The following is a 25,763-nucleotide window of genomic DNA, read 5'->3' on the forward strand; positions in this document are numbered from 1 at the left end:
TAATTTATGATTATCCAGTTCGCTTTATTTGCTAGGCACATAGGTTTTATCGCTGTATTGCAGTTACAGCAGCTTTTGGGCTATCCTCAGTTTGGCCGATCGCGATCGCGGATTCTTCCCAATTTCCTCTTCTTGAGCAATAATTGGTTTTTTTGTCAAGACTTTTAATAAAGGTGAATTTCTTAAACCATGCTTCACCGGGCGATCTTCCAAACTGTGAAAACTGATAATTACAATTCTGCCACCAGGGACAAGGGCATTTGGTGCTTGATCCAAAAAGGTTTCTAGAGATTTTAACTCATCGTTGACGACAATTCGCAGAGCTTGAAAAACACGGGTAGCCGGGTGAATTCTCCCATAACGGTATTTTGGGGGAACTGAAGAAGCGATCGCTTCAGCCAATTCAATAGTCGTGTGCAACGGTCGGCGTTCTACAATACGACGAGCAATGCGCCGCGATAATCTCTCTTCACCGTACTTAAAGAAAATATCTGCTAATTCTGCTTCATCCCAATTATTAATCACATCAGCAGCAGTTAGCGATCGCCCTCGATCCATTCGCATATCCAAATTTGCAGCTTGGCGAAAGCTGAAACCCCTTTCGGCTTGATCTAAATGGTAAGAACTCACCCCCAAATCGGCGAGGATACCATCAAAAGTGTTGGGGGGAAACTCGTAGTCAGCAAAGTTGCTATGGATAAATTGTATGCGATCGCCAAACTCAGCTAATTCTTTCCTCGCTGCTGCTAAAGCATCCTCATCTTGATCAATCGCCGTTACCCGCACATCCGTAGCAGCTTCTAAGATTAGGCGACTATGACCACCACCGCCTACCGTCGTATCAAGATAATGACTTCCTGGAGATACCGCTAGACCTGCAATCACTTCCTGCGGTAACACCGGTAGGTGGGAAAATATCGGTTCTTCGATAGCTAGCTGACTATTCATGAGACTTAGGGCAAAAAACCACAGATTAACTTTAATTATCTATTCTTTTGTTTGTGTCTTTGTGTGTTTCTAGTAAAAGGGCGGTTAGAAACCGCGCGCCAGTTGCAACAAGAGTGGCTCGCCGCCCAACGCACTGGCTTGTCTACACGAGACTTTACCCACCGACCTGGGTTTCAAACACTCAATTTTTCTTTAGGGACTGACAAATAAAAAAATATCCAATTAACTCTTGTGGGGTGGGCGTCTCGCCCGCCCTATGGACAATATTGGATAATTTGTTTCTTGGAGTTCCCTTAGTCCGCGCAGGTGGTCACTGAGCTTGTCGAAGTGCGGACTTCGTTTGTGTAGCCGCGAATTCCATTCGCTGGGGCTTAAGTTGACTATTTTTTACCTTTTTTTTGATAAATCATCGAATTTGGTATCCGTTTTAATTTTTTCTCCATATTTAAATGGCTATTTAAAACAAAAACGAATACATTACCGGGCAATTGATTTTCCTGTAACAAGCTGTTCACAAGTTTAGAGTTATCGGCTTCATAGCTATGACTACCTTCCAAAAAACTAAATCCCCGCTTCACAGCTAGAATATAAAGTGGTTTTTCAGGAAAATATTGCAGATTTTTTTGAACCAAGTAAACAGCTATTATATGCGGGTAATGAGATAACTGATGACAAAGCTTATTTACCTCTAAATCTGAGATATTATGAGATTCAAAGTTATCATTTTTTTTCAAATTATAACGCTCTTGCTGCGCTTTGGAAATTAACTTACTATGATTTTCGGCGCGTTCTTGATAAGATTTAGCCTCATTAATTTTTCCTTGTTGTTTAAAAAAAGAGTAGATTATCTGGCAACCCTCTATGACTATATCTGAGTCTTTATCCATTGCCGTCTCAATGTATTTTATTCCGGTTGGATCTTGTTCTTTTAATAATATTTGCCCTAGCAAATAATTAGCAGAAACATGGTGAGCATCACGATGAATAATTTCTTGTAATAGTGGTATAACCGCTTCTTCACTCTCAAACTCAAATGTCAAAAATGCTCGTTGACTAGCTTCTTCTAAGGTTAGCTGTTGTTTTTGCGATTTGTGATTTAAATCTTTTAATTTAGCTATTGATTGTTGACAGTCAGCATATTTTTGTCGCCAATGTGTTGCTATTTGTTCTCGCCAAGCTTGACTAAAATGTTCGATAAGCTTTTCTAAAGCATCTCCTAAAAATTCTTGAGCAGCACTGATTTTAATTGGCGCAGAGATAGCTACTTGTTTCTGATTATTTGGGAGGTAGCCCAATGCTTTTAGTCTATCTTTCAGGCAAGGATGAGTATCAGTATTGTTAGTTTTTTCTGCTAATGCTTGCATGAAATAAATAGTTGCTTCCTCGTGAGAAACTCTCTGAATTAAAGCTTGTTGCATAGCAGCATAAGTCATTTTTGGCGGCTCAATTTCTGTCTGCACTTTTTTATAAATACTAGACCAAAAATAATTTTCTAAAAATCTAGCTTTGATCTCTACATTTATCAAAGATTTAGCAGCATTTTCTTCTCCGGCTATATCAACAGCACATCTATCTGCTTCATATTCGTTCATTCGTGCCAACACAAAAGAATAGGCATTAAAAAACGGAATGTACCATATTAAAAACAGATAAACAATTAACAATGATATATTATGTCCACTTTGTCGGAGTCCTTTAACAATGCGATACCAAGTTTCACGTTGGCGATAAATCCAAGCACTAAAACGGCTGTGATTTCCTGATAAATGTCCTAGCTCATGGGCTAAGACGGCACGAAATTGTTCGGGTGGCAGTGCTAACATGAGTGGTAGTCCCACAATTAAGTAATTTTGCTGCCATCCCAGCAAACCTAAGCGTGGTATCTGGACAACCCCTGCATTAAAATTGTTGGTCAGCAGAATGTGGTGAAACCGTGGAGCTTGTAGCTTCGATGAGATTTCGTTAATTAAAGAATAGAGATTGGGTACATCCTGGGGTTCCAGTGGTAAACCTGTAGGTGGGGGAAAAGAAACCCAAAGCGATCGCAGCAATACAAATGCTAAGGTCAGCAAAAACAGAAGACCTGTCAAGGATTTATTACTTATTGACTGAGCGTTAAGCATCGAAAAGACAATACCTACCAGCAGGGTCAACGTTACAGCTAGAACCAAAAGTATATATGCGTAGCCCAAAGTAGCCAAAACAGCAACGTGCAATTTATAAAGATGCGGTTGTTTATTCGCAAAAGCTTCTAACTTCTGAATTAGCTTATCAAAACGCTCTTGATTGAAAGCCATAGATATGTATCACCCTCTTAAAACTGTAATATAACTGACACAATATCTCTATAGCTTACGTAAAAACCCAGAAGTCAATAGTCATTATTGATGAAGATGCGTCCTCTTTCATCGCGTCCCCCACTCTCCAGGACGAACGCATCTTAATTGTTACAAAAATGGGGTGTCGCAACTTGGGTTAATACTTTTCCTCCCTGCCTTCTCTGATAAATTTCTTGGCGGGAGATGGGGCTTGACAGTGCGAATTTGAGATTTTTGAAGGAATAATCTCAAATCCAAAATTGTTTGACTGAGTGCAAATTCAAGCAAAGGCAGCTTAGGGAGGAAATATGATAAGGTTAGAAGGAAAGAATGCCTTAATTACAGGTGCAATATCAGGTATTGGTTAGGCGATCGCTATCAGACTTGCCCAACAACGGTGCAACATCGCTATCAATTACCGCAAAGACCTTAAAGCTGCCGCAGACACGCAAGAGACGGCATTGCAAAAAACCTGCGGAAATATCGAAAATTGTGGTGTGAAGTCGCTGCTGGTTCAGTTAGATGTATCTCAATCAGACATTGTTGACATCCTACCTTGTCTGAAGAGATGGCAGCGGCAGTAAGTTTTTGAGCTTCAGATCAAACCGTCCACATCACCGGACAAATGCTGTTTGTGATGTAGATTGACTGTATGTGTATGCTGACTTCCGGGAAACGTGGTCAGCTTCAGGTAAGGCTTGCGTACTTTCCACAATTGAGCCGATATATACCATTAGTGGAATTAAACGCCTATGACTAGCGCGATCAATAACAACAGCCAGATGGAAGCAGAAGCCTGGAAACTGTTGGAAAAGTCCATAATCTATTACCAGGGGAAACCCATTGGTACAGTAGCCGCCCACGATCCGGAGTTAGATGCACTCAATTATGACCAGTGCTTTCTCCGCGATTTTCTGCCTTCTGCCTTGGTGTTTCTCATGTATGGCAAACCAGAGATTGTCCGCAACTTTTTAATCGAAACACTGAAATTACAAAGTCATGAAAAGCAGATGGACTGCTTTGAAGCGGGAGCGGGGTTAATGCCTGCCAGTTTCAAAGTACTATTTAATGGCAATGAGGAATTTTTAGTCGCTGATTTTGGTGAGCAAGCGATCGCTCGTGTTCCTCCAATTGATTCTTGTATGTGGTGGATTCTATTGCTACGGGCCTATGAAAAAGCTACAGGCGATTTGTCCCTAGCGCGTCAGCCAAATTTTCAAGCAGGAATCAAACTAATTTTGGATCTTTGCTTGGTACATCGGTTTTCCATGTATCCAACCATGTTAGTTCCCGATGGCGCCTTTATGATTGACCGTCGCATGGGAGTTTACGAACATCCTCTAGAAATTCAAGCCTTATTCTACGCGTCCCTGAGAGCTGCTAGTGAATTGCTTTTACCAGATGGGGATGGCGATAGTTATCTAAGTAAAGTCAATAGACGATTGGGATCTTTGAAATATCATATCCGCAACTATTATTGGCTAGACCTGAAGCGATTGGGAGAAATCTACCGTTACAAGGGTAACGAATTTGGTAAAGAAATTGTTAATAAATTCAACATCCACTCAGAATCAATCCCCACTTGGTTAACTGAGTGGTTACCCGAAACTGGAGGATATTTAGCGGGAAATCTGGGGCCGGGACGGATGGATTTTCGCTTTTTTGCTCTGGGAAATCTGATGGCAATCTTAGCTTCCTTAGCTAGCGACACAGAATCTGAAAGCATCATGAATTTATTTGCCCAACGCTGGCAAGACTTGATCGGCTATATGCCCGTTAAAATCTGCTTTCCAGCAATGGAAGGTTTAGAGTGGAGAATTGTTACAGGATGTGACTCTAAGAACACCGCTTGGTCTTATCATAACGGCGGTAACTGGCCGGTTTTACTGTGGTTATTTACTGCTGCGGCACTGAAAACAGGTAGAATGGAACTTGCTCAAGCAGCGATCGCTATTGCCGAAAGGCGTTTATTTAAGGATCAATTTCCTGAATACTACGATGGCAAAAATGGTCGTTTAATTGGCAAAGAATCCAGAACTCATCAAACTTGGAGTATTGCCGGCTTGCTGGCTGCTAAAAAGTTCGTGGAAAATCCAGAGTACTTGGAATTAATTAGCTTTGCAGAGGGTCTTGAAGGCCCAGGTTGTAGCCTGTAGGTACTGAATTCCCCGCAAATCTCTACCCCGAAGATGATTTCGTGGTGTAATTAGCAGGGTGTTTACTCCCCAACGCTACAAGGGTTGGGGGTTGGGGGTTAGGTCTATATTGGACTCAACTGAGAACCGTTATAGTCAGTATTAAGTTATTGACATTCCTCAGACGGTTGAGGATTCTTGATTCAACGAGTCCACTTCAATTAGATTCCTTGCGTTATCTAATCCAGAGGTGGTTCTCTCTTCAAGCGTTAACTTTGGGTATGCCCTACCCTAGTTGCATTACTGCAAAATTTGTTTGATGTTAAAGCCGAGCGCAGTCGAGGCTTTAATGCCGGTTGTCTAGTACCTGTAAATCTTTTACCTACTCCCAGGTGAGACTAGAACTACGAAGTAGAACCCCCTAGATTCAATTGTCTTCGCGTAGCGTCTCCCCTTGGGAGAAGGTACAGCACGGCAGTTGCTCCACTTGGGGAGACCCCAAGACCGCACTGCCTCGTCTGCGTATTAGGCAGCAATCGGGTTTTTTAAGTGGTTGATTACCCTTCCACAACCGTTATTTTACCAAAAGCCGTCGTAGAACGACAGGGTTTTCGTCCCAAATTTTTGATAAATAGCAGAGTTGTGCTAAGTAAAATCCCGATAAAAGATCGACGCGATCGCACAGCCGCTTCTCTTCTGAGGCTGCACCAACCTCTAAATCCCCTTCTCAAATACCCAATAACTGATACACTATATTGTAAGAGGTATCTGAAGTGTAATACTTAGTAATATCACAAGATAGTCTTTGCATCATTAACACGTTTTAACGTGTGTAACCCATGAAAACTACTTCAGATTTAATTCCAGAATTTGAAAAACTATTCAGACAAAAATTACAACTAAATAATTGTAAACTCAGAAAGAAAAGACAAGAGAATAATTATGAAATTATTACTCCAGCTAAAGACATTTTTTTGATGTATTGGTCTGAATTTCCAGAAATTAGCTTAATATATCAAGCTGTAGGGGTACGCAATCAACAGACTGGAGTTTATGAACGAGCTATCCGTTCTCACATTAGTTCCTGTTTGAGTAGTATCCAGGAGAATCCTACCTCTGAATCAGCATTATTGGTGAAATAACTAATAATTTACTAAACTCTCGCCATTTTTTGTCATCTAACTGACGAGAGTTTCTCAGCAAAAATCTGTTGATCAAGAAGATAAAAATGGAATCCGAAAAAAATCCAGATCAGCTAGATTATAAAACTTTGTTAGCCAATGCCAAGCAAGCCTTAAAACTTGAATACCATAAATCAACAGCTTTAGCTTCCCAACTGCAAGCCGTAAAAACTCAGTTACAGCAAGTTCAGGCTGAAAACAAAACCCTGAGAGAAAGTGCTTATGAAGATGTAATTAAGCACTTTGAGGCGCGTACTCAAGCAGCAGAAGCACTAGCAGTAAAAACAGAAGTGCGCCAAAGATTCCTTGAAGCCAATGGTTGCAACGACGATCAAAGCTTCGATACTCTATGGGATAGCATTAAAAATAAGATCCAGATCCTAGACGGTGAAGTGAGAATCGTTGCTCAAAATGGCACTCCTCAATTCACCTTAACAGGCAGCAGGATCACTTTGAGAGATTTTATTCAATCCCTCAAACAAGACCCAATCTCTGGAAAATTTTTCTTGAACTAGAGAGCCAAATTAAAATAATTCGTAATCCCTAATGAAAGTCTCTCGCTAAAAGCCAAATAAGGATTGTAGCAGAAAGCTATTCATCTTCGTCTCCTGGCGGTCTTTCGCTCTCGCTTTGTTGGGCGTTCCACTCCAAAACAATGCGCTCCAACATCTCAGATTGCTTACAGTTATTAACATCAGCGTACATTTGAATCAACTGCCTCACCTTCGGGCTAATGTGGCAAATCTCTAGTTGGTTACTTTGTACCATGTCCATTAACTTTTAGTGTGTACTAAATATGTTGAACTATGAAAATCGCTTAACCTGGCGGGGCTGCTTCTTCAAAGGGACGGATAATCGCAGGGGCTGGTGTAACCTCCGGTTTAAAGATTCCCTGTAAGGCTTGTTCTAAGGTTTGTGCCATGACAATCCGGTTTTCGTAAGCTACCACTACCCGGACTAAAGTCGGTAGGCTATTCTGTGTGGCTTCTAGATAGATTGGCTCGACATACAGTAGCGATTGCTGAATGGGAATTACTAGTAGATTGCCTTGAATGGCTCTCGACCCTTGGCGATTCCACAGGGAAATCTGCTGGGAAATTACTGGGTCTTGGTTAATTCGCGCCTCGATTTGCTCTGGGCCGTAAACCAGGCGTTCTTTAGGAAAAACATATAGAAATAGCGTACCATAGTTCTTGCCATCCGATCGCGCCGCTAACCAAGCGATTAAATTAGTCCGTTGTTTGGGAGTGTAGGGTAAAAGTAGGATAAATTCTTCTCTACGAGAGGCTTCTCTTTCAGAGATGCGAACGTCAACAAAGGGTACTGTGGGTAGACTAGTAATTAAATAATATGGCTCTACCGGACGGGCTTCACTGCCATAGATTTCGTTGGGGATTTGCCACTGGTCTTCCCGATTGTAAAATACTTGGGGATCGGTCATGTGGTAGGTCATCAACCGCTCAGATTGAATTTTGAAAAAGTCCACCGGATACCGAGTATGACTGCGGAGATTCACTGGCATTGTACTGAGTGGTTTGAACATTTGGGGAAATATCGCTGACCAAGTGGCAATGATCGGATCGCTCTGATCGGCAATATAAAACTTAACAGTGCCGTGATAGGCATCAATCACTACTTTGATAGAATTGCGAATGTAGTTGATACCGTCGCTACCAGTGTCAGAGTAAGGATAGCGATCGCTCGTTGTGTAGGCATCAACAATCCAGTAAAGATAACTGGGGTTACTGGGGAAATCTTGATTAGCAGCAGCAGCGACTAAATAAGGGTCGCTGTCAAACTTGAGGAAAGGTGCGATCGCTTGAATTCTTTCTTTGACATTTCGCCGGAGTAGCACCTTTGTCTCTGGCAAAAAGTCCCGCGTCAGCAACATCTGCCAATCTTTCAAATACATCGCAAATAGCCAGCGCCGCCATGCTGAACCGATTTCAACGCCACCCAGACCATCGTAAGAGTTGTAAACATTGTCACTACCACTAGGATAATCTAGCTCTCTAACTCTTGTGCCAGTCATGACATAATTATTCGTAATTTCACCGTAATAAATCCGGGGTTGTCCAATGGGAATACTTTGCCGAATGGCTTCGCTAAAAGTTGTGAGGGCGCTAGTATCACCGCTAATATCTTTGACAAAATATTCTGGTAGCCCACCCGGCCCAACGGTATTAACTGGGCTAACAGTAAACCCAAAACCGTGGGTATAAATTAAACGCCGGTTAATCCATGTTTGAGCTTCCTGTGGTACTGCACTGTAGTCTAATTCTCGTGCCGCAATCAGTACCTGTCGCCGTTCTGTTGGTTCAACTGATTCTGGTGGCTTTTGGGTGGCAGATGGTCTGCGGGAAGTGATATCTTTTACTAGAGTATATCGATCAATATCGGCATCGGGGAACCGATAATACGGGCGAATTTGTTGCAGTTGGCGGTTGGTTTGTAATAGTGGTTGCTGATCCCAAAGGCGAATATTCCGAATTGTCAAGTCATTCTTTTGAATATCAGCTTCAGTCAAGGTTCCTTGCGGGTTGAAAGTTCTGGCATCGATCGCATCTAGATCGAATGCTTGGCGAGTCAAGGCGATAGTACGCTGAATGTAGGGTTGCTCTCGTTGCAATTCATTAGGTTGGACAATTAAATATTGCACCACAACAGGGAGAACAACGTTAGCGGCTACAACCATTACTAAATAAACCGCCAAACCGTAAAATACCAAGGGACGATACTGAGATTTGGGTTTCCAGAAAAGTGTTCGCCAGATTAGGTAATAGGCGATCGCAACTGCCAACACACACAAGATGGTGTAAGCTGGCAATTGGGCTGTGACATCCGTATAGCTGGCACCATAACTTACTCCCCGGCTAGAATACACGAGTTCATAGCGACTTAGCCAATAACTCAGAGCCACCACCACCATCAACAAGCCACCCATACCGTATAAATGACGCTGCTGCTGGGGCGAAAAACCGGGAAAAATTCCCTGACTCAAACTATTCCCCGACAGGAGATAAGTGAGAGTAACAGCGACGAAGCCATACAAACATAATCCCATCAGCCAGAATTCTAGGAGTTCCCAAAATGGTAGTGAAAATATGTAAAAGCTGATATCTTGACCAAATAAAGGCTCAGTGCTGTTGAAAAGGGTAGGGTGGAAATATTGCAGCACCTTTGGCCAGTGTTGGAAGAGGATGAAGGCAAAAATTGGACTAAAGAGAATTGCGATCGCAGTTAATAAAAATTGGGGATAGATTAAAATTGCGATCGCTCCTCCTCCAATTAAACCGAGATACCAGACTTGAGAGACAATTTGCCTCAAAAGTTGCCAGATTGTCTCCGGTCGAAATAGGGCAGGAATGGGTAGAATAGGGTTATTAACTGGAGAATGCCAGTAAAAAAAAGCAATTTGACCATAGTGAGCCAGCATTAACCCGATCAACAAGCTCAGTACCACAGTTAAGGGTAATAACCAGCGCAATTTTAATGATTGAAAGCCTTGCGGCGCAAGTATCTGGGTTTCGTTGCGTCTTGGATAATTAGGACTGAGAAAATTTGTTAATTCACTGTTGAGTTCTGCTGACTCAATCTTGAAAGACTGGGAATATTTTAGCCGTTGTGCTAGAGCCAGATTTAGCAGTAGATAGGTAGCAGTTATCCCAGCCACCACTACCCACAAAATACCGCGAGTCAACAGCCTCAACAGAAATACTTGGAGGTAGCCGACTTCCTGAAACCAAAAAATTTCTGCTCCCAGGCGGGAACCCAGATCCAGGAGTAGCCACAGCCCCAAGAATACAATTAATAGTCTAAAGCCCCATTTCCAATACATTCCGTGGCAGCCAAACTATCTGCAAAGCAAACCTTACTGCATTAAGGAAAGTATTTGATTACTTTTCCAAAAATTATTACTACTTTCCACAATAGCTGAATTCAGCAACGCTGTGGGTTCGCAGACTCAATGAAATTTTCCTCCATTTTCAGACAGAGGGCAGCCTGAACCTAGACTTTATTCAGTCAATATACTTATCCCTACCTCATTTGATAATTTCATTTAGGGACTTCAAAGAAATGAATTATCCAAATAAACGTAGACGCAAAGCGGCTTGCCGCAGGCTACCACTCTAGAGACAGAGAACACAGAGAAATAAGGAGGAGAGAGTTTTTTCACCAGTTTTTTGAGTATTTTTTTATTTGTCAGTCCCTTACCTAAGAAGCGAGCTTTTTTTTACAAAGTTATTCTGTTGCTCAAAACCCTTGCAATTGCTTCACTTCGCTTCATGTACCCAACTCTTGGAGAGGCTACGCCAACGGGAACACCAGGGGCGAACACAATGACATACTGATAAATTTTCTCGCCTACCTACTTAATATCTGTAATCTTCATCTTTCCTTAAAGAGAGCAAGAATAAAAATACAGTTTCTTGATGTAAAGTATCTCTTCTCACGAAAATTTCATAATTGTTTGTCAAGCATAGACATTATCTTCATTTTTCTCTCAGTATAAGTGACTTGTTTAACCTGAAACCTCTTTAAAAAGTTACTCAACCTACTTTTTTGAGCATTAGACATATATCTAGTGATTTTACTGTGTGATTTAGTAGTAAATAGATCAGATACTTACTGAAGAAGGAAGAAAAAACTGCAACTACTACAAGAATTATGTTTTTCAATAAAATTGCTTTAATCGCTGCTCTCTCTACAATTGCTTCTGTTAGTTATGCTGCTTCAGCAGATGCTTTCTCATTTACATACGATCCCGGATCTTACCGCCAAGCTACAGATGTAAATGAAGGTGTTTTTTCTGATAATGTTAATAGCAATGGTTATACAACCTTTGATTTTAATAATGGGGAAGTACCAGGCAATGACCTAGTAAAATATTCTTTTTCTCAAGGTAGCTATTCCACGACAGCTTATTCTGGTCAAACTGGTATTTACTCAGATGTTTGGGCACCTTCCGGCGCTAACGCAGAAGTCAATAAAAGTGATTATTTAGCAGTTTTCTCTGATAGTGATGTCACTATTCAAGCTCAGGGCAATAATACTTTCACTTATTTCGGTTTTGATGCAGGCGCTCTCAGCGTAGGCAACACTTTGCAATTCTTCAACGGAACCACTTTAGTCAAAGAGTTAACATATAATATATTAAATTCAATGGCTACTGTTGCAGCTCCCCAACAGGGTGACCAAATGAATGGCTTCTTTCAGTTTTTCTCAGAAGGTACGGATGATACCTTTAATAAAATTGTAATTTCTCAGACAGACGGTGGCGGTTTTGAAAGTGACAACCATACATTTCGTGTTGAAACTGTGCCTGAACCAAGTCTTACTTTTGGTATGCTAGCTTTAGCTGGGCTATTTATGTACAAACGTCAGAATAAAAAATTGTCACAGGCCACGAAATCTGCCTAAACAAAAGTTTAGCTGAGGTGATTTAATCAAACTTTGTCTAAAACCGTTCTTATATTCTTATATTATGTAGCGAAGGAGCTCCAAAATCCTTCGCTTTGCTTTTACGTTAACTTTTGGTCAGGTTACGGTTCATATTTTGGTCAATAATGGGTAAAAGCACACTGGTTAAGATAAATAAGCAAGCTGGTGAGTATGAATTAGGATTAGGACTCGCAAGCGCGATCGCCAGAATCAAGGTAGTATTCAAGTACAAAGTCAGCTGGCAGTACCTTTACACTCACGCTGACTCTGCAAGACTAAGCCGATTACCCTAAAAAGCTTGTCAGTGATCGATACATACTGTATATATCTTTAGTAGTATTTGTAGGGTGCGTTAGCGTTTCGCGTAACGCACCAAATCCTTAAGAATGGTGCGTTACGCTGTCGCTAACGCACCCTACGTATCTGTTCAAAAATCAAATAGTAGTCCTATATCTATCTTTAGGCATAGAAAAATTTTATGCTGATTTCATTTTTTTGTGAAACGCTATGGATAGGGTGAACGGTAAGACATTTCAGACACTTATATACCTTCATTGATGACAAGTGATTGCTAAAAATATGTTAGCCAAGGGTAAAATTCTGTGGTTGAGGCTTTCCCGTCAGATGCTTCGACCCAGACGTTTGGCTTTCGTGGAAGCTTGCCTGATTGGTCTAGTTTCTGGGCTAGCGGCAGTTCTGTTAGGACAGGCGGTGGATTGGGCTGGTGCATGGCGAGTACGTGTTTCTTACCTTTGGCCTGCCTACTTGGTGCTACCAGGTATTGGACTAGTAGGAGGAATCTTAGCTGGTTGGCTAGTAGAACGCTTTGCACCAGAAGCATCAGGTAGTGGGATGTCGGAAGTGAAAGCGGTATTGGCTCGTGTGCCGATGCCCTTAAATCTGCGGATTGCTTTGGTGAAGTTGATCAGCGCTACACTAGTACTGGGTTCGGGAATGCCTTTGGGACGGGAAGGACCAACTGTCCAAATTGGGGCAGCCTTGGCAAATCAACTTAGTAACTGGGTACCGACTTCACCAGAGCATCGTCGCCAACTGATCGCCGCCGGAGCCGGGGCTGGGTTAGCTGCGGCTTTTAATGCACCTATTGCCGGTGTTCTTTTTGTAGTTGAAGAATTACTGCAAGATGTGTCAGGTATCACCCTTGGCACTGCGATTTTGGCTTCCTTCATCGCTTCAGTGATCTCCCGGCTCTATGGTAGTCACAGCCTGGATCTAAACCAGACTTTAGCATTTTCACATACAACTTTCTTTGCTCAAGAAATCCCTTTCTACTTGATTTTGGGACTCCTGGCAGGACTTCTAGGCATTCTGTTCAATAAAAGTGTGCTTGCGAGTCTGGCATTTAACCGTCGTCTGGTAAGCTTGAGTTTACCCTGGCGAATTGGAATTGTTGGGTTAGTCAGTGGTCTGGCGATCGCTTTATTACCTGTTGCCTTTCGCGATCATGCTGGACTGAGAGAAATTTTACTTGTAGGCAGTGCTGACTGGTCATTTGCAGCGATCGCTTTTTTGGTTCAGTTTGCCCTAATTATTTTAACCTACGGCTCTGGAGCGCCAGGAGGTTTACTAGTTCCCACTCTGGGCTTAGGAGCTGCCCTTGGCTACTTAGTAGGTGCTACCGAACACAGCTTGCTGGGAATGAGTGCTGCAACAACTTATGCTCATGTGGGCATGGCTGCCTTTTTTTGCGCCGTCTCTAAGGTACCAATTACAGCAGTTGTCATTGTGTTTGAGATGACAACAGATTTTAATCTGGTGCTACCGCTAATGATTGCGTCTGTGGTTGCCTATTTAGTAGCGGAAAAAATTGACCATCGATCGCTCTACGACCTTTTACTAGAGTGGAAAGGGATTCACATCACCAAAGAGCCAAGTACAGAAGGGATTCTAGCACAACTGAGTGCCGCAGATGTGATGCAACGGCGTGTCGAAACTCTCTCCAGTCAAATGAGTACTGATGAAGCTGTACAGGCATTTTCTGACTCTCACCATCGCAACTTCCCAGTTTTAGAAAATGGTAAAGTTGTTGGTATTATCACTCAAAAAGATTTAGTTAATATTGCTTCGCAACAGTTAGGTGGAGATACGAGTATCAGTGAGATTATGACACCAGAGCCAGTAACAGTCGGGATTACGGCTACACTGGCTTATGTACTGCACATACTCAATCGTTATAACCTGAGCTGCTTGCCTGTTACAGAAGGTCGCAAGTTAATCGGAATTATTACCCGCAGTGATATTATCCGCGTAGAAGCAGAGAGACTGAGTGGCAATACCCAACAGGTAGAACCGAAATCAGAACCTTCTTATGTGATTTACCAAACTCGCGCTCCGGCTACAGGCAAAGGACGGTTACTAATACCACTTTCACATCCAGAGACAGCCGAGACTTTACTCAAAATGGCATTTGCGATCGCCAAAGATCGCAATTACGAAATAGAATGCCTACAAGTGATTATTATTCCGTCTAGCCGCATCCCATCGGAAACACCAGTGCAAATCAGCAAAAGTCTGCAACTTTTGCAACGGGCAATAGTGTTAGGAGAGAATTCGCGGATTCCAGTTCACACCCAGATCCGAGTTGCCCATAATGTTGCTGGGACAATTTTGGAGACTGTCAAAGATCGACACATTGACTTGGTGCTAATGGGTTGGAAAGGCACTACCTTAACTCCTGGTAGAGTTTTCAGCCGAGTGGTGGATACCGTAATTCGACAGGCAGGTTGTGATGTTATCTTGGCTAAATTGGATGATAAAAGAGCTTTTGATCGTTGGTTGTTGCCAATGGCAGGCGGCCCTAACTCCAGCCAAGCAATTCAGTTATTACCTGCTCTGGCTTCTTTAAGTACATCACCCCAAATCAAGCTATGTCAGGTTTTCCAGCCTACTAACTCCATTACTGACACAACATTACTAGATAAATCTGTCCACTTTCTCCAACGCCGAGTTAGTGGTAAAGTGATCGCTACTCCAGTTAGTGCCAATTCTGTTTCTGAGGCTATTCTTAAGTGTGCAGAACTTGATAATAGTGATGTGATTGTTCTGGGAGCTAGCCGTGAAAGTCTGCTGCAACAGGTGATTCAAGGAAATATTGCCGAGAATATTTCTCGAAAAAGTAATTGTACAGTTATCATGATCAAAACTTAATTACCCAAGGGTCTGGTTTCGCTTTCAATAGTTGGAAAAAAGCGATCGCTATTCCCACAATTAAACCGAGATACCATTTATTACTGAACTAGTAGAAGTTGGCTAAACTCCGTTGGCGGTATGGCGTGACTTGATGGTTCCGTCTACAACAAACCGACGAACCGTGATTGGACTGTACCAGATTTCATGATGGAGGGACAATTTTGTTGAGGATGAGCAGTTATGGAATTATTTCTCGCAGCTTTTGCGTCAGAATCTTAATCGTAGAAGCTTCTGTTACTAATCCAGGTACGTCATCACTAGTTGCTATAGCAGTTCCCATTTAGATGCGGTACAAGATTATATCGCAAGGTGTAAGGGCACGGCACTGCCGTGCCCCTACGGGTGTACCTCACGTAAACGAGAACCGCTATACCCAAACTTCTGCGTCTGAATCCCAAAATGCTTCAACCTTAAATGTGATTTGTGCCATCATTGAGTGCTTACAACGTAGTTCCAGTTTAGATCATCGTAGGGGCACGGCAATGCCGTGCCCCTACCAGGCGTTCCATCCCAACGCGAATTGATATTTATGACATAACACAAGGTTTGAAATCAAAAAGGGATGTCAAACAGGAAATCTCCATCGTCAAAATTATGTTGCGGGTTTTCTGGATCGTCTGCCCAACGCTGGGGATTATTTAAAATATATTCTCGGATATTATCTAGAGATTTTTGCTCTCTTCCAATGTGTTCATAAAAATTGCGTTGCCAGATTGATTGTCCTTTGGTCTGCCAAATTATATTAATGCGTTTGGTGACAACACCTTTGTAGCTACGAATAACTGTAGAAATAGAACCATGTACAGGTTTACCGAATTTTTCTGTATTGCAGTCAAGATGTTGATTGAGGGCACAACAATGTTGTGCCCCTACAGGTTTATCGGTGATGATTAGGATGCCGTGTAGATGATTAGGCATGACTACAAAAGTATCTAATTCAATGTGGGGAAAATGAGCGGGTATTGTTTGCCAGTAGTTGAAGGCAATATGACCTAAATAATTTAATTGCATTTCGCTTTTAACCACATTACCAAATAAACATTGCCGCGCTTTGGTGCAAATGGTGACGAAATATGCGCCAGGTTGGGTGTAATCGTACCCTTTCAAGCGAATAGAATGGCGATGATGTATTTGTGGATCATAAGCCATGAATTTTTATATTTAGTTATTAGCAATATGTGTTTATTTTAATCGATGATTTTTATTTGCACCCATATACACAACGTAGGGGCACGGCAATGCCGTGCCCTCCAACCCATTTGGCATCTCAACGATAAACAATATTGTTTGGCACGATGCATATTAAATTTGAATAATACTAATTCCTTTACGGGAAATTACAAATAAATTCTTGGCTGGGGTGAACAGTTCTATCAGGGCACAACATTGTTGTGCCCCTACGCAAGATATTTGTGGTAGCTTTAGTTTGCAGGTTTGTAAAGATGGAATAATAAGGAAAATATTCGCCTTTGAATTACCAGCATTCACCTTTGGATCTCGGTTGTTGCAGTTCAGAGGTCGAAGTTCCGAGTTCAAAGGTCTAAATTCCGAGTTCAGAGGTCGAAGTTTCGAGTTCAGAAGTCGGAGTTCCGAGTTCAGAAGTCGGAGTTCCGAGTTCAAAAGTCGAAGTTCCGGGTTTAAAGGTCGAGGTTCCGAGTTCAGAGGTTGAAGTTCCCAGTTCTGAAGGTGAAAACTGGAGTTCTGAGCCTAAATGGTGGAGATAATAAGTACAGACTATTGTAGGGGCACGGCATTGCCGTGCCCCTACCCATGTTCTTTACTCCAAACATATTTACGGCAGACTTCGCAAGCGGCTTTTGCTTCCTCTGTTTGCGGATTGGTGAAGATGGGATGGTAGCGCAACCTGTCGCAACAGACTTGCAACCATCCACGCCAGCCACCACGCCACAATCGCACCGTACCGTTACGACCGCCACTGACAATGGTCTGCCCATCAGCGCTGATGGCCACAGACCTGATATAATGCTCATGTCCACGCAATGGTTCAGCTAAGGGAAGACCTTGGCGGTTCCATAACCGCACTGTGCTGTCATCACCACCACTGACAATTGTCTGCCCATCGGCGCTAATAGCGACAGAATAGACATCACCTTCATGTCCACGCAATGGTTCAGCTAAGAGAAGACCTTGGCGATTCCATAACCGCACTGTGCCGTCATCACCACCACTGACAATCGTCTGCCCATCAGTGCTGATGGCGACAGACCAGACATAATCCTCATGTCCACGAAATGGTTCAGCTAAGGGAAGACCTTGGCGGTTCCACAACCGTACTGTACCATTATCACTACCACTGACAATCGTTTGCCCCTCAGTGCTGATGGCAACAGAAATGACTTCACCCTCATGACCACGCAATTGTTCAGCCAAGGGAAGACCCTGGTGATTCCAGAACCGCACTGTACCGTCACGACCGCCACTGACAATGGTCTGCCCATCAGTGCTGATGGCGACAGATATGACTTCACCTTCATGTCCACGCAATGGTTCAGTCAAGGGAAGACCTTGGCGGTTCCACAACCGTACTGTGCCATCACCACCACCACTGACAATCGTTTGCCCCTCAGTGCTGATGGCAATAGACCTGACCCAATCCTCATGACCACGCAATGGTTCAGCTAAGGAAAGACCTTGGCGGTTCCACAACCGTACTGTGCCGTCATCACCACCGCTGACAATGGTTTGTCCATCGGCGCTGATGGCGATAGAAATGACTTCACCTTCATGACCACGCAACGGTTCAGCGAAGGGAAGACCTTGGCGGTTCCACAACCGCACTGTCCGGGCAAAACCACCACTGACAATGGTCTGCCCATCGGCGCTGATGGCGACAGAATTGATAGCACGCTCATGACCACGCAATGGTTCAGCTAAGGGAAGACCTTGGCGGTTCCACAACCGCACTGTCCGGTCACTACCACCACTGACAATGGTCTGCCCATCGGCGCTGATGGCGACAGACTTGACATCATTCTTATGTCCACGAAATGGTTCAGCTATGGGAAGACCCTGCAAGTTCCACAATCGCACTGTGCCGTCATCACCACCACTGACAATCATCTGTCCATCGGCGCTGATGGCGACAGAATTGATAGCACGTTCATGACCATGCAATGGTTCAGTTAAGGGAAGACCTTGGCGGTTCCACAACCGCACTGTCCGGTCAAAACCGCCACTGACAATGGTCTGCCCATTGGCGCTGATGGCGACAGACCTGACATCACCCTTATGTCCACACAATGGTTCAGCTAAGGGAAGACCCTGCAAGTTCCACAACCGCACTGTGCCGTCATCACCACCACTGACAATCATCTGTCTATCAGTACTGATGGCGACAGAATTGATATCACCTTCATGACCACGCAAAGGTTCAGTTAAGGGAAGACCTTGGCGGTTCCACAATCTTACTGTGCCGTCACGATCGCCACTGACAATGGTCTGCCCATTGGCGCTGATGGTGGCACAAGAGACATAATCCTGATGACCACGGAATGGTTCAGCTAAGGGAAGACCCTGCAAGTTCCACAACCGCACTGTCCGGTCAAAACCGCCACTGACAATGGTCTGCCCATCGGCGCTGATGGCGACAGAATTGACATAATCCTCATGACCATGCAAAGGAATGGAGACTCTTGCTTTATTCATCACCTGATTTAAACTGTTCTGAACTGGTGCGAGAATCTGCTGGGGTAGTTTCTCTTGATTCTCACCCATAGCTTGAATTGCCAAAACTAGACTATCTAGGGGTTGGAAAGGCAATAAATTCTCTACCCTCGCGGCTTTCTCTCGCAATCGTGATTCAGTGAGTGCCGTTTCCAGTTCAGCAATGCGGTCTTTTTCATGGGCATCGCTGCGCTGGTAAAAATCCTCATCTTCTTGGGGTGATTGCAAATTGGGCTGCAATTGTTGCCAGCTATCCCTCACTTCCGCCAGCAATCCCCCTTGCATTAAATATTTGTCATCCTGCCTTTTGTTTAACCATTCCCGCCGGGTATCTTCTAAGCGATCGCTCAACCGCCGCAAATCTCGGTCTTGTTGTCGCCACTGGGCAAACTGCTGCCAACCTTCAATTAAAGCTTCATGGGCTAAATCAATCCAAGCTTTTCCTTGTTCATCTTTCCCTGTAACCAACAAGCGTCCCTTAACTAATCCCGCTTCCCCATCTAGCAACTCACTAAGTTCTTGCTGCTGATTGGCGTCATCACCTGCAATATTTAATAGTGTGACTTTTGGTTGGCGCTGTCGGGTGTCTTTTTCCCCCTCTCCCGTTCGCAATAACCGCAGAAAAATTCGCTCAATCCATTCTTTCTCCTGCTGAGTGCGTTTTTGGATTGGCAATTCCTCCTCATAATCTTGGTAAAGATAAACATTTTCTGCATGGAGATTCAACGCCCCTGTTAATTCTCCCAACTTTTCATATTCTTCTAGGGTGAGTTGATGTTGATTGCGATCGCGTTTCTCCCAGAGTTTGGTTAAAGCAAACTCCAACAGAGGCAAAAACCCTGGTTCTTGTTTCACATCTTCTAAAATCTTCAGTAGTAGCCCTTCTTCAACACTATGACCTTGAAGTTTGGCTGGTTCGGCGATCGTATCCTTTAAATCAACTCCGGTTAAAGGTGGCATAAAAACTGCCTGGGTTTGAATTAACTGAGTCAGGGAGGGATATTGCAAACAGGGTTCGAGAAAATCCGCTCGCATGGTAATCACAACTGCTAACCGCGAATCGGTAATCTCTACTACCTGAGTCAGTAAGTCAATAAATCTCTGCTTTTCTTGCTGACTAGCACCGCCAGTAAATACTTCCTCAAACTGATCCACTACCAATAAAAGTTTTACTGAACTAGGGATATTTTTGAGAATTGCAGATAAATTATTCTGCTCATTGTCAATTAAATCCTTCAGTTGCTTCTCTCTATTAGCCCCTGCAAAAAATTGTTGAAAAGCTCCACGCAACTTAATTAAAGGTTCAAATCCTGGTTTAATTGGTTCTAAGACTTGCCACTCACTATCATCTAATTGTGGAATCAAACCCGCCCGCACTACTGAAGATTTACCACTCCCCGATGCGCCAATGATGGGGACAAATTTAGCCAAGTCGAGTTTCTGTTGAATATCGTTAACTACTTTTTTACGACCAAAAAAGAATTTTGCGTGTTGCTTGTCAAAAGCTTCTAGTCCCCGATAGGGACATTCGTCAAGTACTTGTGTAATAACTACTAAATTCTTGGGTGGATACCAAACCAAAGGAATTGACCTACCACCGCCCATGTAAATAGGTTCTTGTCCACTCTGCTTGAGTTTCCGTGAAATGAAGCCGATCAAGTCATTGACATTAATTTCCCCGGTAGCTTCATCAGCTTTATCCTCAGCAAGTCCTTTGAGAATAGCTTTGGTGAAAATCCCGCCTTCTGCATCTTCACGCGCTCTTTCAAAGGCACGAGAGGCTGTAATTAAGCTGTAGTCTTGTTTGCTGTTGAAAACAGAGAAACCAGACTTGATAAAACTCTTCTCTAATAAAGACCCCGCATAGCAGCAATCCAGCAATACTACTAAGCTGCTGAGTTGAGATTTAGCAATTAAAGTGTTGAGATCATCAAAGGCGATCGCATTCTGTCCATCTACTTTATTACAATCCGAAGTTGCCAAAAAGCCTTTCGGTTCACCTGTGTTGCTGAGTGCTTCAAAGCCATGTCCGGCAAAATAAATCAGTGCATCACTACCTTTGGCCTTCTCCAGTAGAAACGTTCTCAGTGTTTGACCGAGTTCTTTACCAATTAACTTTTTATCCGGTGTGACTTGCCAGCGATTTTCACCCTCGATTAGCTTACCCGGTAACGGCTGAACATCAAACCTACCAAGTTCACGCAGCAACTCTGCTATTTTTTCTGCATCGTTGACAGCTTTTGGTAGGTTTGTAAAATTGTCATACTTAGCAATGCCAATCACCAGGGCATATCGAGGCATAGCGTCTAATCAGGTATCTGTTTTTACGTAATATTACAAGAGTAACAACTCAAACATTAACTGAGGCTACAGATGTCAGAAGTGCAACGCCTGATTGTCAAAGAAGATGATCTAGAGTACGAAATCTATGTGGAATCAAACACAGCCGCAGAGGTTCCAGAAGAAGAAGAACCAGGATACCGTGATGGTTTACCTACGGTTAATATCAGAGAATTTCAAAACAAAGTTCGTGATTATGCCAAGTTAGCGGTTGGTGCATTCAAGAATTTACCTGACGCTGAGGAGATAACAGTTAAATTTGGCATCAAGCTGGGTGGTAAAACTGGCATTCCCTTTTTAACTGAGGGTTCGGCTGAGAGTAACTTTGAAATTGAGGTTAAGTATAACTTGGCGCAGAAAAAACCATAACTCTACGCCCTAAACTCACCATCATTCACTTTTGGATCTCGGACGTTGCTGTTCAAAGCACGAAGTTTCGTGTTCAAAGGGTAAGCGATCGCCTTTGGATCTCGGATGTTGCTGTTTAAAGCACGAAGTTTCGTGTTCTTATCTCGAAATTTCGTGTTCAGAGGGTGAAGCTTCGAGTTCAGAACTCGGAACGCCGAGTAATTTACTTTAACATCCGAGTTCTGAGCTTCAACATTGCACCTTAGAAGTGCAATCACTGAGTTATTTTCTACAACGCTGCTGCTTGAGGCTTGACTTTCCGAGATTTACGGGCGAACCTTTGCCCCATTTCCTCAACTACTGTCTCTAAACCAGCGCCTTGTCCACTAGCTTTGGCATAAGTATACACCTGCAATGCAGCTGCATAAGCTTCACTACCCACTGCTAAAAATGTATCATCCACCAATTCATGGAATTGTGACAGCGACAGCAATACTGGATACAACGCCTCAAACAATTGTACATCCTTCCGCATTTCATCCAGGTCAAACGATCGCGGTAAAAACTCTGGGTTCTGTGTCGCCACCTCTAATGCTTTGCTGACAAAGGCGCGGCTTTTATCTCCCATCTTGGGTAAAGCTTTGCGTTCCTCGTTAGTTAAATCAATCAAAAATGGTAGTTTTTCTTTAATTGTGGCGATCGCTTGCAACACAGCATCTCTCTCTGATTGCGCTAGTGTTGCACTAATTGGGGCTGTGGACATAAAAATTAGTCTCCAGTACGTTGCTTAACTTTAGAGTGCCCAGATATACAAGTTGAATTTCAATTACACCAATAAAAATTCCCCGTTCAAAGGGTGAGCGATGTCTACGAAAAGCGGCTACGCACGCCACGTTTTTAACAATCAAAATTCTTCTTCCTCGTCAACTTCCTCGCCTATCAGTGGAGCTTGCGATCTGTGACGTACATGAAGCACAAAAACAGTATCTTCCCGAATAACGAACAAAATTCGGTACTTATTTCTTGACTTACCGTAAATAAGTTGACGGATTTCTTCAGTTAGTGCATCATTTTCTAGAGCTAGAGCGCAACGTAGAGGCTTTTCTTGCAGATAGCAATACTATCCATCAACTCCCGAAACCATTTATCCGCATAAACTGGGTTGCGCTCTTTCAACCAAGAGTAAGCAGTATCAATTTCAGCTTTTGCAGTCTGAGTCACCCTAACTTGAAATGCCATACTTTTGCTGCATTTCTTGCTCAAACTCGCTAATAGTACTGGTTCTACCAGCCTCTACATCTTCAAGTCCCTGCTTAATTCCGGCGATTGCTTCCAATCTTTCCAATGCATCCAGCAGTTTTTGGTAAGACTCTGCATCCTGAACCACAAGTTCGGCTTTGCCATTAACTGTCAGCACTACGGGTTTTCCTGTCTGCTTCATCTGCTGTAGGAATTCCAACGTATTGCGTTTAAAGCTAGAGAGTGAATGGATGTCTCGACTAATATTTAGCATAGCGTTGATTATGCATTACAATTGCACTCAATTTAATGCTATCTCAATAGCTTCCGTCCAGTACAAAGTTAATTGTTACGCCAGTACCGCGTTTTACTTGAGAAAAATCACACATCGCGCTAGTCTTCATTGACGTAACCGCACGCTGTAAAATCAGGCGATGACAAATCAACTCTCTTTGAAAATTCCCTCTTGCACTTGGAGCCGTCCCATCGGCTTAGGCTGGGACAAACCTTATACCGTCCGCTACGCAAGTAATATCGATGATGGTCCTTGGCATGGTATGCCTTTAGGTGGCTTTGGTGCAGGTTGCATCGGTCGTTCTTCACGGGGAGATTTTAACCTGTGGCACATCGATGGCGGTGAACATACCTTCAAAAACGTTCCCGCCTGCCAATTCAGTGTGTTTGAATCTAATGGTACATCTTCCCAAACCTATGCTTTATCAACCCAAGCGTCCGATGATGACACTCTTAAGGCTTGGCAATGGTATCCGACACTTCCCGGCACAGAGGGGATAGGAAATTATCACGCGCTATACCCACGTAGCTGGTTTGTGTACGAAAATGTTTTCCAAGCACAGTTGACTTGTGAGCAGTTTTCCCCAGTCTGGGCAGGGAATTATCAAGAAACTAGCTACCCAGTGGCAATATTCCTCTGGAATGCTCACAACCCCACAGATGCACCGATTACTCTGGGCATTATGCTCACTTGGCAAAATATGGTGGGCTGGTTTACAAACGCTCTCAAATCTCCCGAAGTGCGGGTGCGCGATGATGGTAGTCCGGTTTATGAATACCAACCGCGCTGGGGCAAAAGTCAAGGAAACTATAACCAGATAGTTGAAAATACACAACAGTTTGGCTGTGTTTTAGGTCGAGTTGGTAGTGATGAACCTTTGCAAGAAGGTGATGGAACTTGGTGTATGGCGACGCTGAAACATCCCCAAGTGGAAGTATTTCACCACAGTCGGTGGAATCCTGAAGGAACGGGTGAGGAAATATGGCAAAGTTTTACTAAAGATGGTTCTTTGCCGAATTATTTAGATCCGACTCCAGCAACAGATAATACACAACTAGGGGCGGCGATCGCAATCCGTTTCACTCTCCAACCAGGGGAAACTCTCGAAATCCCCTTTGTCCTCGCTTGGGATTTACCCATCACAGAATTTGCGGCTGGAGTTAACTATTACCGCAGATATACAGACTTTTTCGATAAAAGTGGAAATAATGCTTGGGCGATGGCATCGACTGCGTTACAAGAATATCAAAGTTGGCGATCGCAAATTCAAGCTTGGCAAAAACCCATTCTCGACCGGGAAGATTTACCCAACTGGTTTAAAATGGCTCTATTTAATGAGCTTTACGACCTCACTAGCGGCGGTACTCTCTGGAGTGCAGCATCGGAACTTGATCCCATCGGTCAGTTTGCGGTGCTGGAATGCCTAGATTACCGTTGGTATGAAAGTCTAGATGTGCGGTTGTATGGCTCTTTTGCCCTGCTGATGCTATTTCCAGAATTAGAAAAATCCGTGATTCGGGCATTTGCACGGGCGATTCCTCAAGGTGATGATACTCCCCGAATCATTGGCTATTATATGACAATTAAGGCAGAAAGCCCCATCGCCGTTCGCAAAATCGCCGGCGCAACACCCCACGATTTAGGCGCACCCAATGAACACGTCTGGGAGAAAACCAACTACACCAGCTATCAAGACTGCAATTTGTGGAAAGATTTAGGTAGTGATTTTGTCTTGCAAGTATACCGAGATTTTCTGCTCACGGGTGCTGACGATGTAGAATTTTTGGCAGATTGTTGGAATGCCATCGTTCAAACCCTCGACTACTTGAAAACTTTTGACCTTGATGGCGATGGGATTCCTGAAAATTCTGGTGCGCCCGATCAAACCTTTGATGATTGGCGGTTACAAGGTGTCAGCGCTTATTGTGGTGGATTGTGGTTAGCGGCGTTGGAGGCTGCGATCGCCATCAGCGATATTTTATTAACTTACCACACAGGTAACACAGCAGAGTTGGCGCTGCAAAAATCCATCTATGAAACTTGGTTACAACAATCTCTGCCTATTTACCAAGAAAAACTCTGGAATGGGCAATATTACAAACTTGATAGTGAAAGTGGTTCTGATGTGGTAATGGCAGATCAATTGTGTGGACAGTTTTATACTCGTCTGCTGGACTTACCTGATATTGTACCGAGCGATCGCGCCCTTTCTGCCCTGAAAACTGTTTATGATGCTTGCTTTTTGAAATTCTGCAATGGTGAATTTGGTGCCGCTAATGGTGTTCGTCCTGACGGTTCACCAGAAAACCCCAAAGCGACTCATCCCCTAGAAGTTTGGACAGGGATAAACTTTGGGTTGGCGGCTTTTCTCGTGCAGATGGGAATGAAGGATGAAGCCTTGAGGTTGACACAAGCTGTGGTGCAGCAAATTTATGACAATGGCCTGCAATTTCGCACACCTGAAGCCATCACCGCAACTGGTACTTTTCGCGCTAGCACTTACCTACGGCCAATGGCGATTTGGGGAATTTACTTAGTTATTAATTGATTGGCTATCAAAGCAGTTCTGGTTTTGATGCAACACACGTAGGGGTATACAGTAGCCCTTTCAAGGTGACTCAGA

Annotated in this window: 18 protein-coding genes and 1 pseudogene; 9 read left to right on the forward strand and 10 right to left on the reverse strand. The window is 43.4% G+C overall.

Annotated elements, in window-relative coordinates:
* Positions 1-63: 63 nt before the first annotated feature.
* Positions 64-948, reverse strand: coding sequence for a 16S rRNA (cytosine(1402)-N(4))-methyltransferase RsmH (gene rsmH, locus V7K97_RS11570; protein ID WP_334801053.1), 885 nt, complete (start codon positions 946-948; stop codon positions 64-66).
* A 380-nt stretch (positions 949-1,328) separates the two neighbouring features.
* A complete protein-coding gene (locus V7K97_RS11575; RefSeq protein WP_334801054.1) occupies positions 1,329-3,245 on the reverse strand; it encodes a M48 family metallopeptidase in 1,917 nt (638 codons plus the stop codon).
* A gap of 329 nt (positions 3,246-3,574) precedes the next feature.
* On the opposite strand from V7K97_RS11575, the pseudogene V7K97_RS11580 reads away from it, so the two are divergent.
* The 4 genes and pseudogenes from V7K97_RS11580 to V7K97_RS11595 all read left to right on the forward strand — a co-directional run.
* Positions 3,575-3,820: pseudogene (locus V7K97_RS11580) on the forward strand (SDR family NAD(P)-dependent oxidoreductase); the annotation flags it as partial.
* Positions 3,821-4,018: 198 nt separating this feature from the next.
* Complete coding sequence (locus V7K97_RS11585) at positions 4,019-5,422, forward strand: glycoside hydrolase 100 family protein (protein WP_334801055.1); 1,404 nt, start codon at positions 4,019-4,021, stop codon at positions 5,420-5,422.
* A gap of 818 nt (positions 5,423-6,240) precedes the next feature.
* Positions 6,241-6,543, forward strand: a complete 303-nt coding sequence (locus tag V7K97_RS11590; RefSeq protein WP_334801056.1) for a hypothetical protein — start codon at positions 6,241-6,243, stop codon at positions 6,541-6,543.
* Positions 6,544-6,629: 86 nt separating this feature from the next.
* Positions 6,630-7,097 carry a hypothetical protein gene (locus V7K97_RS11595; RefSeq protein ID WP_334801057.1) on the forward strand — a complete coding sequence of 156 codons (468 nt, stop codon included), beginning with the start codon at positions 6,630-6,632 and terminating at the stop codon, positions 7,095-7,097.
* 76 nt (positions 7,098-7,173) lie between these two features.
* Here V7K97_RS11595 and V7K97_RS11600 read toward each other — a convergent pair whose 3' ends face one another.
* Both V7K97_RS11600 and V7K97_RS11605 read right to left on the reverse strand, forming a co-directional pair.
* The gene (locus tag V7K97_RS11600; protein ID WP_334801058.1) at positions 7,174-7,356 is read right to left on the reverse strand and encodes a hypothetical protein; all 183 of its coding nucleotides are present in this window, start codon (positions 7,354-7,356) and stop codon (positions 7,174-7,176) included.
* A 43-nt stretch (positions 7,357-7,399) separates the two neighbouring features.
* Positions 7,400-10,420, reverse strand: a complete 3,021-nt coding sequence (locus tag V7K97_RS11605; RefSeq protein ID WP_334801059.1) for a UPF0182 family protein — start codon at positions 10,418-10,420, stop codon at positions 7,400-7,402.
* A gap of 830 nt (positions 10,421-11,250) precedes the next feature.
* Between V7K97_RS11605 and V7K97_RS11610 the strand changes: the two genes are divergently transcribed.
* The 3 genes from V7K97_RS11610 to V7K97_RS11620 all read left to right on the forward strand — a co-directional run bounded on the left by V7K97_RS11610 (position 11,251) and on the right by V7K97_RS11620 (position 15,192).
* A complete protein-coding gene (locus tag V7K97_RS11610) occupies positions 11,251-12,003 on the forward strand; it encodes an Npun_F0296 family exosortase-dependent surface protein (protein WP_334801060.1) in 753 nt (250 codons plus the stop codon).
* A 146-nt stretch (positions 12,004-12,149) separates the two neighbouring features.
* Positions 12,150-12,317, forward strand: a complete 168-nt coding sequence (locus tag V7K97_RS11615) for a hypothetical protein (protein ID WP_334801061.1) — start codon at positions 12,150-12,152, stop codon at positions 12,315-12,317.
* A 286-nt stretch (positions 12,318-12,603) separates the two neighbouring features.
* Entirely contained in the window at positions 12,604-15,192 is a 2,589-nt protein-coding gene (locus V7K97_RS11620; RefSeq protein WP_334801202.1) for a chloride channel protein, read from the forward strand.
* A gap of 220 nt (positions 15,193-15,412) precedes the next feature.
* On the opposite strand, the gene V7K97_RS11625 is transcribed toward V7K97_RS11620, so the two are convergent.
* The 3 genes from V7K97_RS11625 to V7K97_RS11635 all read right to left on the reverse strand — a co-directional run bounded on the left by V7K97_RS11625 (position 15,413) and on the right by V7K97_RS11635 (position 21,219).
* Positions 15,413-15,514, reverse strand: coding sequence for a DUF1902 domain-containing protein (locus tag V7K97_RS11625; RefSeq protein WP_334801062.1), 102 nt, complete (start codon positions 15,512-15,514; stop codon positions 15,413-15,415).
* 272 nt (positions 15,515-15,786) lie between these two features.
* Positions 15,787-16,383 (reverse strand): transposase, encoded by a 597-nt coding sequence (locus V7K97_RS11630; protein WP_334801063.1) that lies wholly within the window; start codon positions 16,381-16,383, stop codon positions 15,787-15,789.
* Between the two features lie 615 nt (positions 16,384-16,998).
* Positions 16,999-21,219 (reverse strand): nSTAND1 domain-containing NTPase, encoded by a 4,221-nt coding sequence (locus tag V7K97_RS11635; protein WP_334801064.1) that lies wholly within the window; start codon positions 21,217-21,219, stop codon positions 16,999-17,001.
* A 72-nt stretch (positions 21,220-21,291) separates the two neighbouring features.
* Between V7K97_RS11635 and V7K97_RS11640 the strand changes: the two genes are divergently transcribed.
* Complete coding sequence (locus V7K97_RS11640; protein WP_334801065.1) at positions 21,292-21,627, forward strand: CU044_2847 family protein; 336 nt, start codon at positions 21,292-21,294, stop codon at positions 21,625-21,627.
* A 268-nt stretch (positions 21,628-21,895) separates the two neighbouring features.
* On the opposite strand, the gene V7K97_RS11645 is transcribed toward V7K97_RS11640, so the two are convergent.
* The 3 genes from V7K97_RS11645 to V7K97_RS11655 all read right to left on the reverse strand — a co-directional run bounded on the left by V7K97_RS11645 (position 21,896) and on the right by V7K97_RS11655 (position 23,119).
* The gene (locus V7K97_RS11645; protein ID WP_094328674.1) at positions 21,896-22,369 is read right to left on the reverse strand and encodes a hypothetical protein; all 474 of its coding nucleotides are present in this window, start codon (positions 22,367-22,369) and stop codon (positions 21,896-21,898) included.
* A gap of 317 nt (positions 22,370-22,686) precedes the next feature.
* A complete protein-coding gene (locus tag V7K97_RS11650) occupies positions 22,687-22,845 on the reverse strand; it encodes a hypothetical protein (RefSeq protein WP_334801066.1) in 159 nt (52 codons plus the stop codon).
* Positions 22,829-23,119 (reverse strand): type II toxin-antitoxin system Phd/YefM family antitoxin, encoded by a 291-nt coding sequence (locus V7K97_RS11655; RefSeq protein WP_334801067.1) that lies wholly within the window; start codon positions 23,117-23,119, stop codon positions 22,829-22,831. The genes V7K97_RS11650 and V7K97_RS11655 overlap by 17 nt, the downstream gene beginning before the upstream one ends.
* A 160-nt stretch (positions 23,120-23,279) precedes the next feature.
* Between V7K97_RS11655 and V7K97_RS11660 the strand changes: the two genes are divergently transcribed.
* Positions 23,280-25,688, forward strand: coding sequence for a GH116 family glycosyl hydrolase (locus V7K97_RS11660; RefSeq protein WP_334801068.1), 2,409 nt, complete (start codon positions 23,280-23,282; stop codon positions 25,686-25,688).
* Positions 25,689-25,763: the final 75 nt, after the last annotated feature.

The sequence above is a fragment of the Nostoc sp. genome, assembly GCF_036917815.1.
Lineage (GTDB): Bacteria > Cyanobacteriota > Cyanobacteriia > Cyanobacteriales > Nostocaceae > Nostoc.

Excerpts from the sequence above, each read along its gene's own strand:
- V7K97_RS11640 (WP_334801065.1), top strand. The coding sequence starts at position 21,292 with ATGTCAGAAGTGCAACGCCTGATTGTCAAAGAAGATGATCTAGAGTAC.
- V7K97_RS11630 (WP_334801063.1), bottom strand. The coding sequence starts at position 16,383 with ATGGCTTATGATCCACAAATACATCATCGCCATTCTATTCGCTTGAAA.
- V7K97_RS11590 (WP_334801056.1), top strand. The coding sequence starts at position 6,241 with ATGAAAACTACTTCAGATTTAATTCCAGAATTTGAAAAACTATTCAGA.
- V7K97_RS11595 (WP_334801057.1), top strand. The coding sequence starts at position 6,630 with ATGGAATCCGAAAAAAATCCAGATCAGCTAGATTATAAAACTTTGTTA.
- V7K97_RS11645 (WP_094328674.1), bottom strand. The coding sequence starts at position 22,369 with ATGTCCACAGCCCCAATTAGTGCAACACTAGCGCAATCAGAGAGAGAT.
- V7K97_RS11575 (WP_334801054.1), bottom strand. The coding sequence starts at position 3,245 with ATGGCTTTCAATCAAGAGCGTTTTGATAAGCTAATTCAGAAGTTAGAA.
- V7K97_RS11610 (WP_334801060.1), top strand. The coding sequence starts at position 11,251 with ATGTTTTTCAATAAAATTGCTTTAATCGCTGCTCTCTCTACAATTGCT.
- rsmH (WP_334801053.1), bottom strand. The coding sequence starts at position 948 with ATGAATAGTCAGCTAGCTATCGAAGAACCGATATTTTCCCACCTACCG.
- V7K97_RS11585 (WP_334801055.1), top strand. The coding sequence starts at position 4,019 with ATGACTAGCGCGATCAATAACAACAGCCAGATGGAAGCAGAAGCCTGG.
- V7K97_RS11635 (WP_334801064.1), bottom strand. The coding sequence starts at position 21,219 with ATGCCTCGATATGCCCTGGTGATTGGCATTGCTAAGTATGACAATTTT.
- V7K97_RS11625 (WP_334801062.1), bottom strand. The coding sequence starts at position 15,514 with ATGGGAACTGCTATAGCAACTAGTGATGACGTACCTGGATTAGTAACA.
- V7K97_RS11660 (WP_334801068.1), top strand. The coding sequence starts at position 23,280 with ATGACAAATCAACTCTCTTTGAAAATTCCCTCTTGCACTTGGAGCCGT.
- V7K97_RS11650 (WP_334801066.1), bottom strand. The coding sequence starts at position 22,845 with ATGGCATTTCAAGTTAGGGTGACTCAGACTGCAAAAGCTGAAATTGAT.
- V7K97_RS11655 (WP_334801067.1), bottom strand. The coding sequence starts at position 23,119 with ATGCTAAATATTAGTCGAGACATCCATTCACTCTCTAGCTTTAAACGC.
- V7K97_RS11620 (WP_334801202.1), top strand. The coding sequence starts at position 12,604 with ATGTTAGCCAAGGGTAAAATTCTGTGGTTGAGGCTTTCCCGTCAGATG.
- V7K97_RS11615 (WP_334801061.1), top strand. The coding sequence starts at position 12,150 with ATGGGTAAAAGCACACTGGTTAAGATAAATAAGCAAGCTGGTGAGTAT.
- V7K97_RS11605 (WP_334801059.1), bottom strand. The coding sequence starts at position 10,420 with ATGTATTGGAAATGGGGCTTTAGACTATTAATTGTATTCTTGGGGCTG.
- V7K97_RS11600 (WP_334801058.1), bottom strand. The coding sequence starts at position 7,356 with ATGGACATGGTACAAAGTAACCAACTAGAGATTTGCCACATTAGCCCG.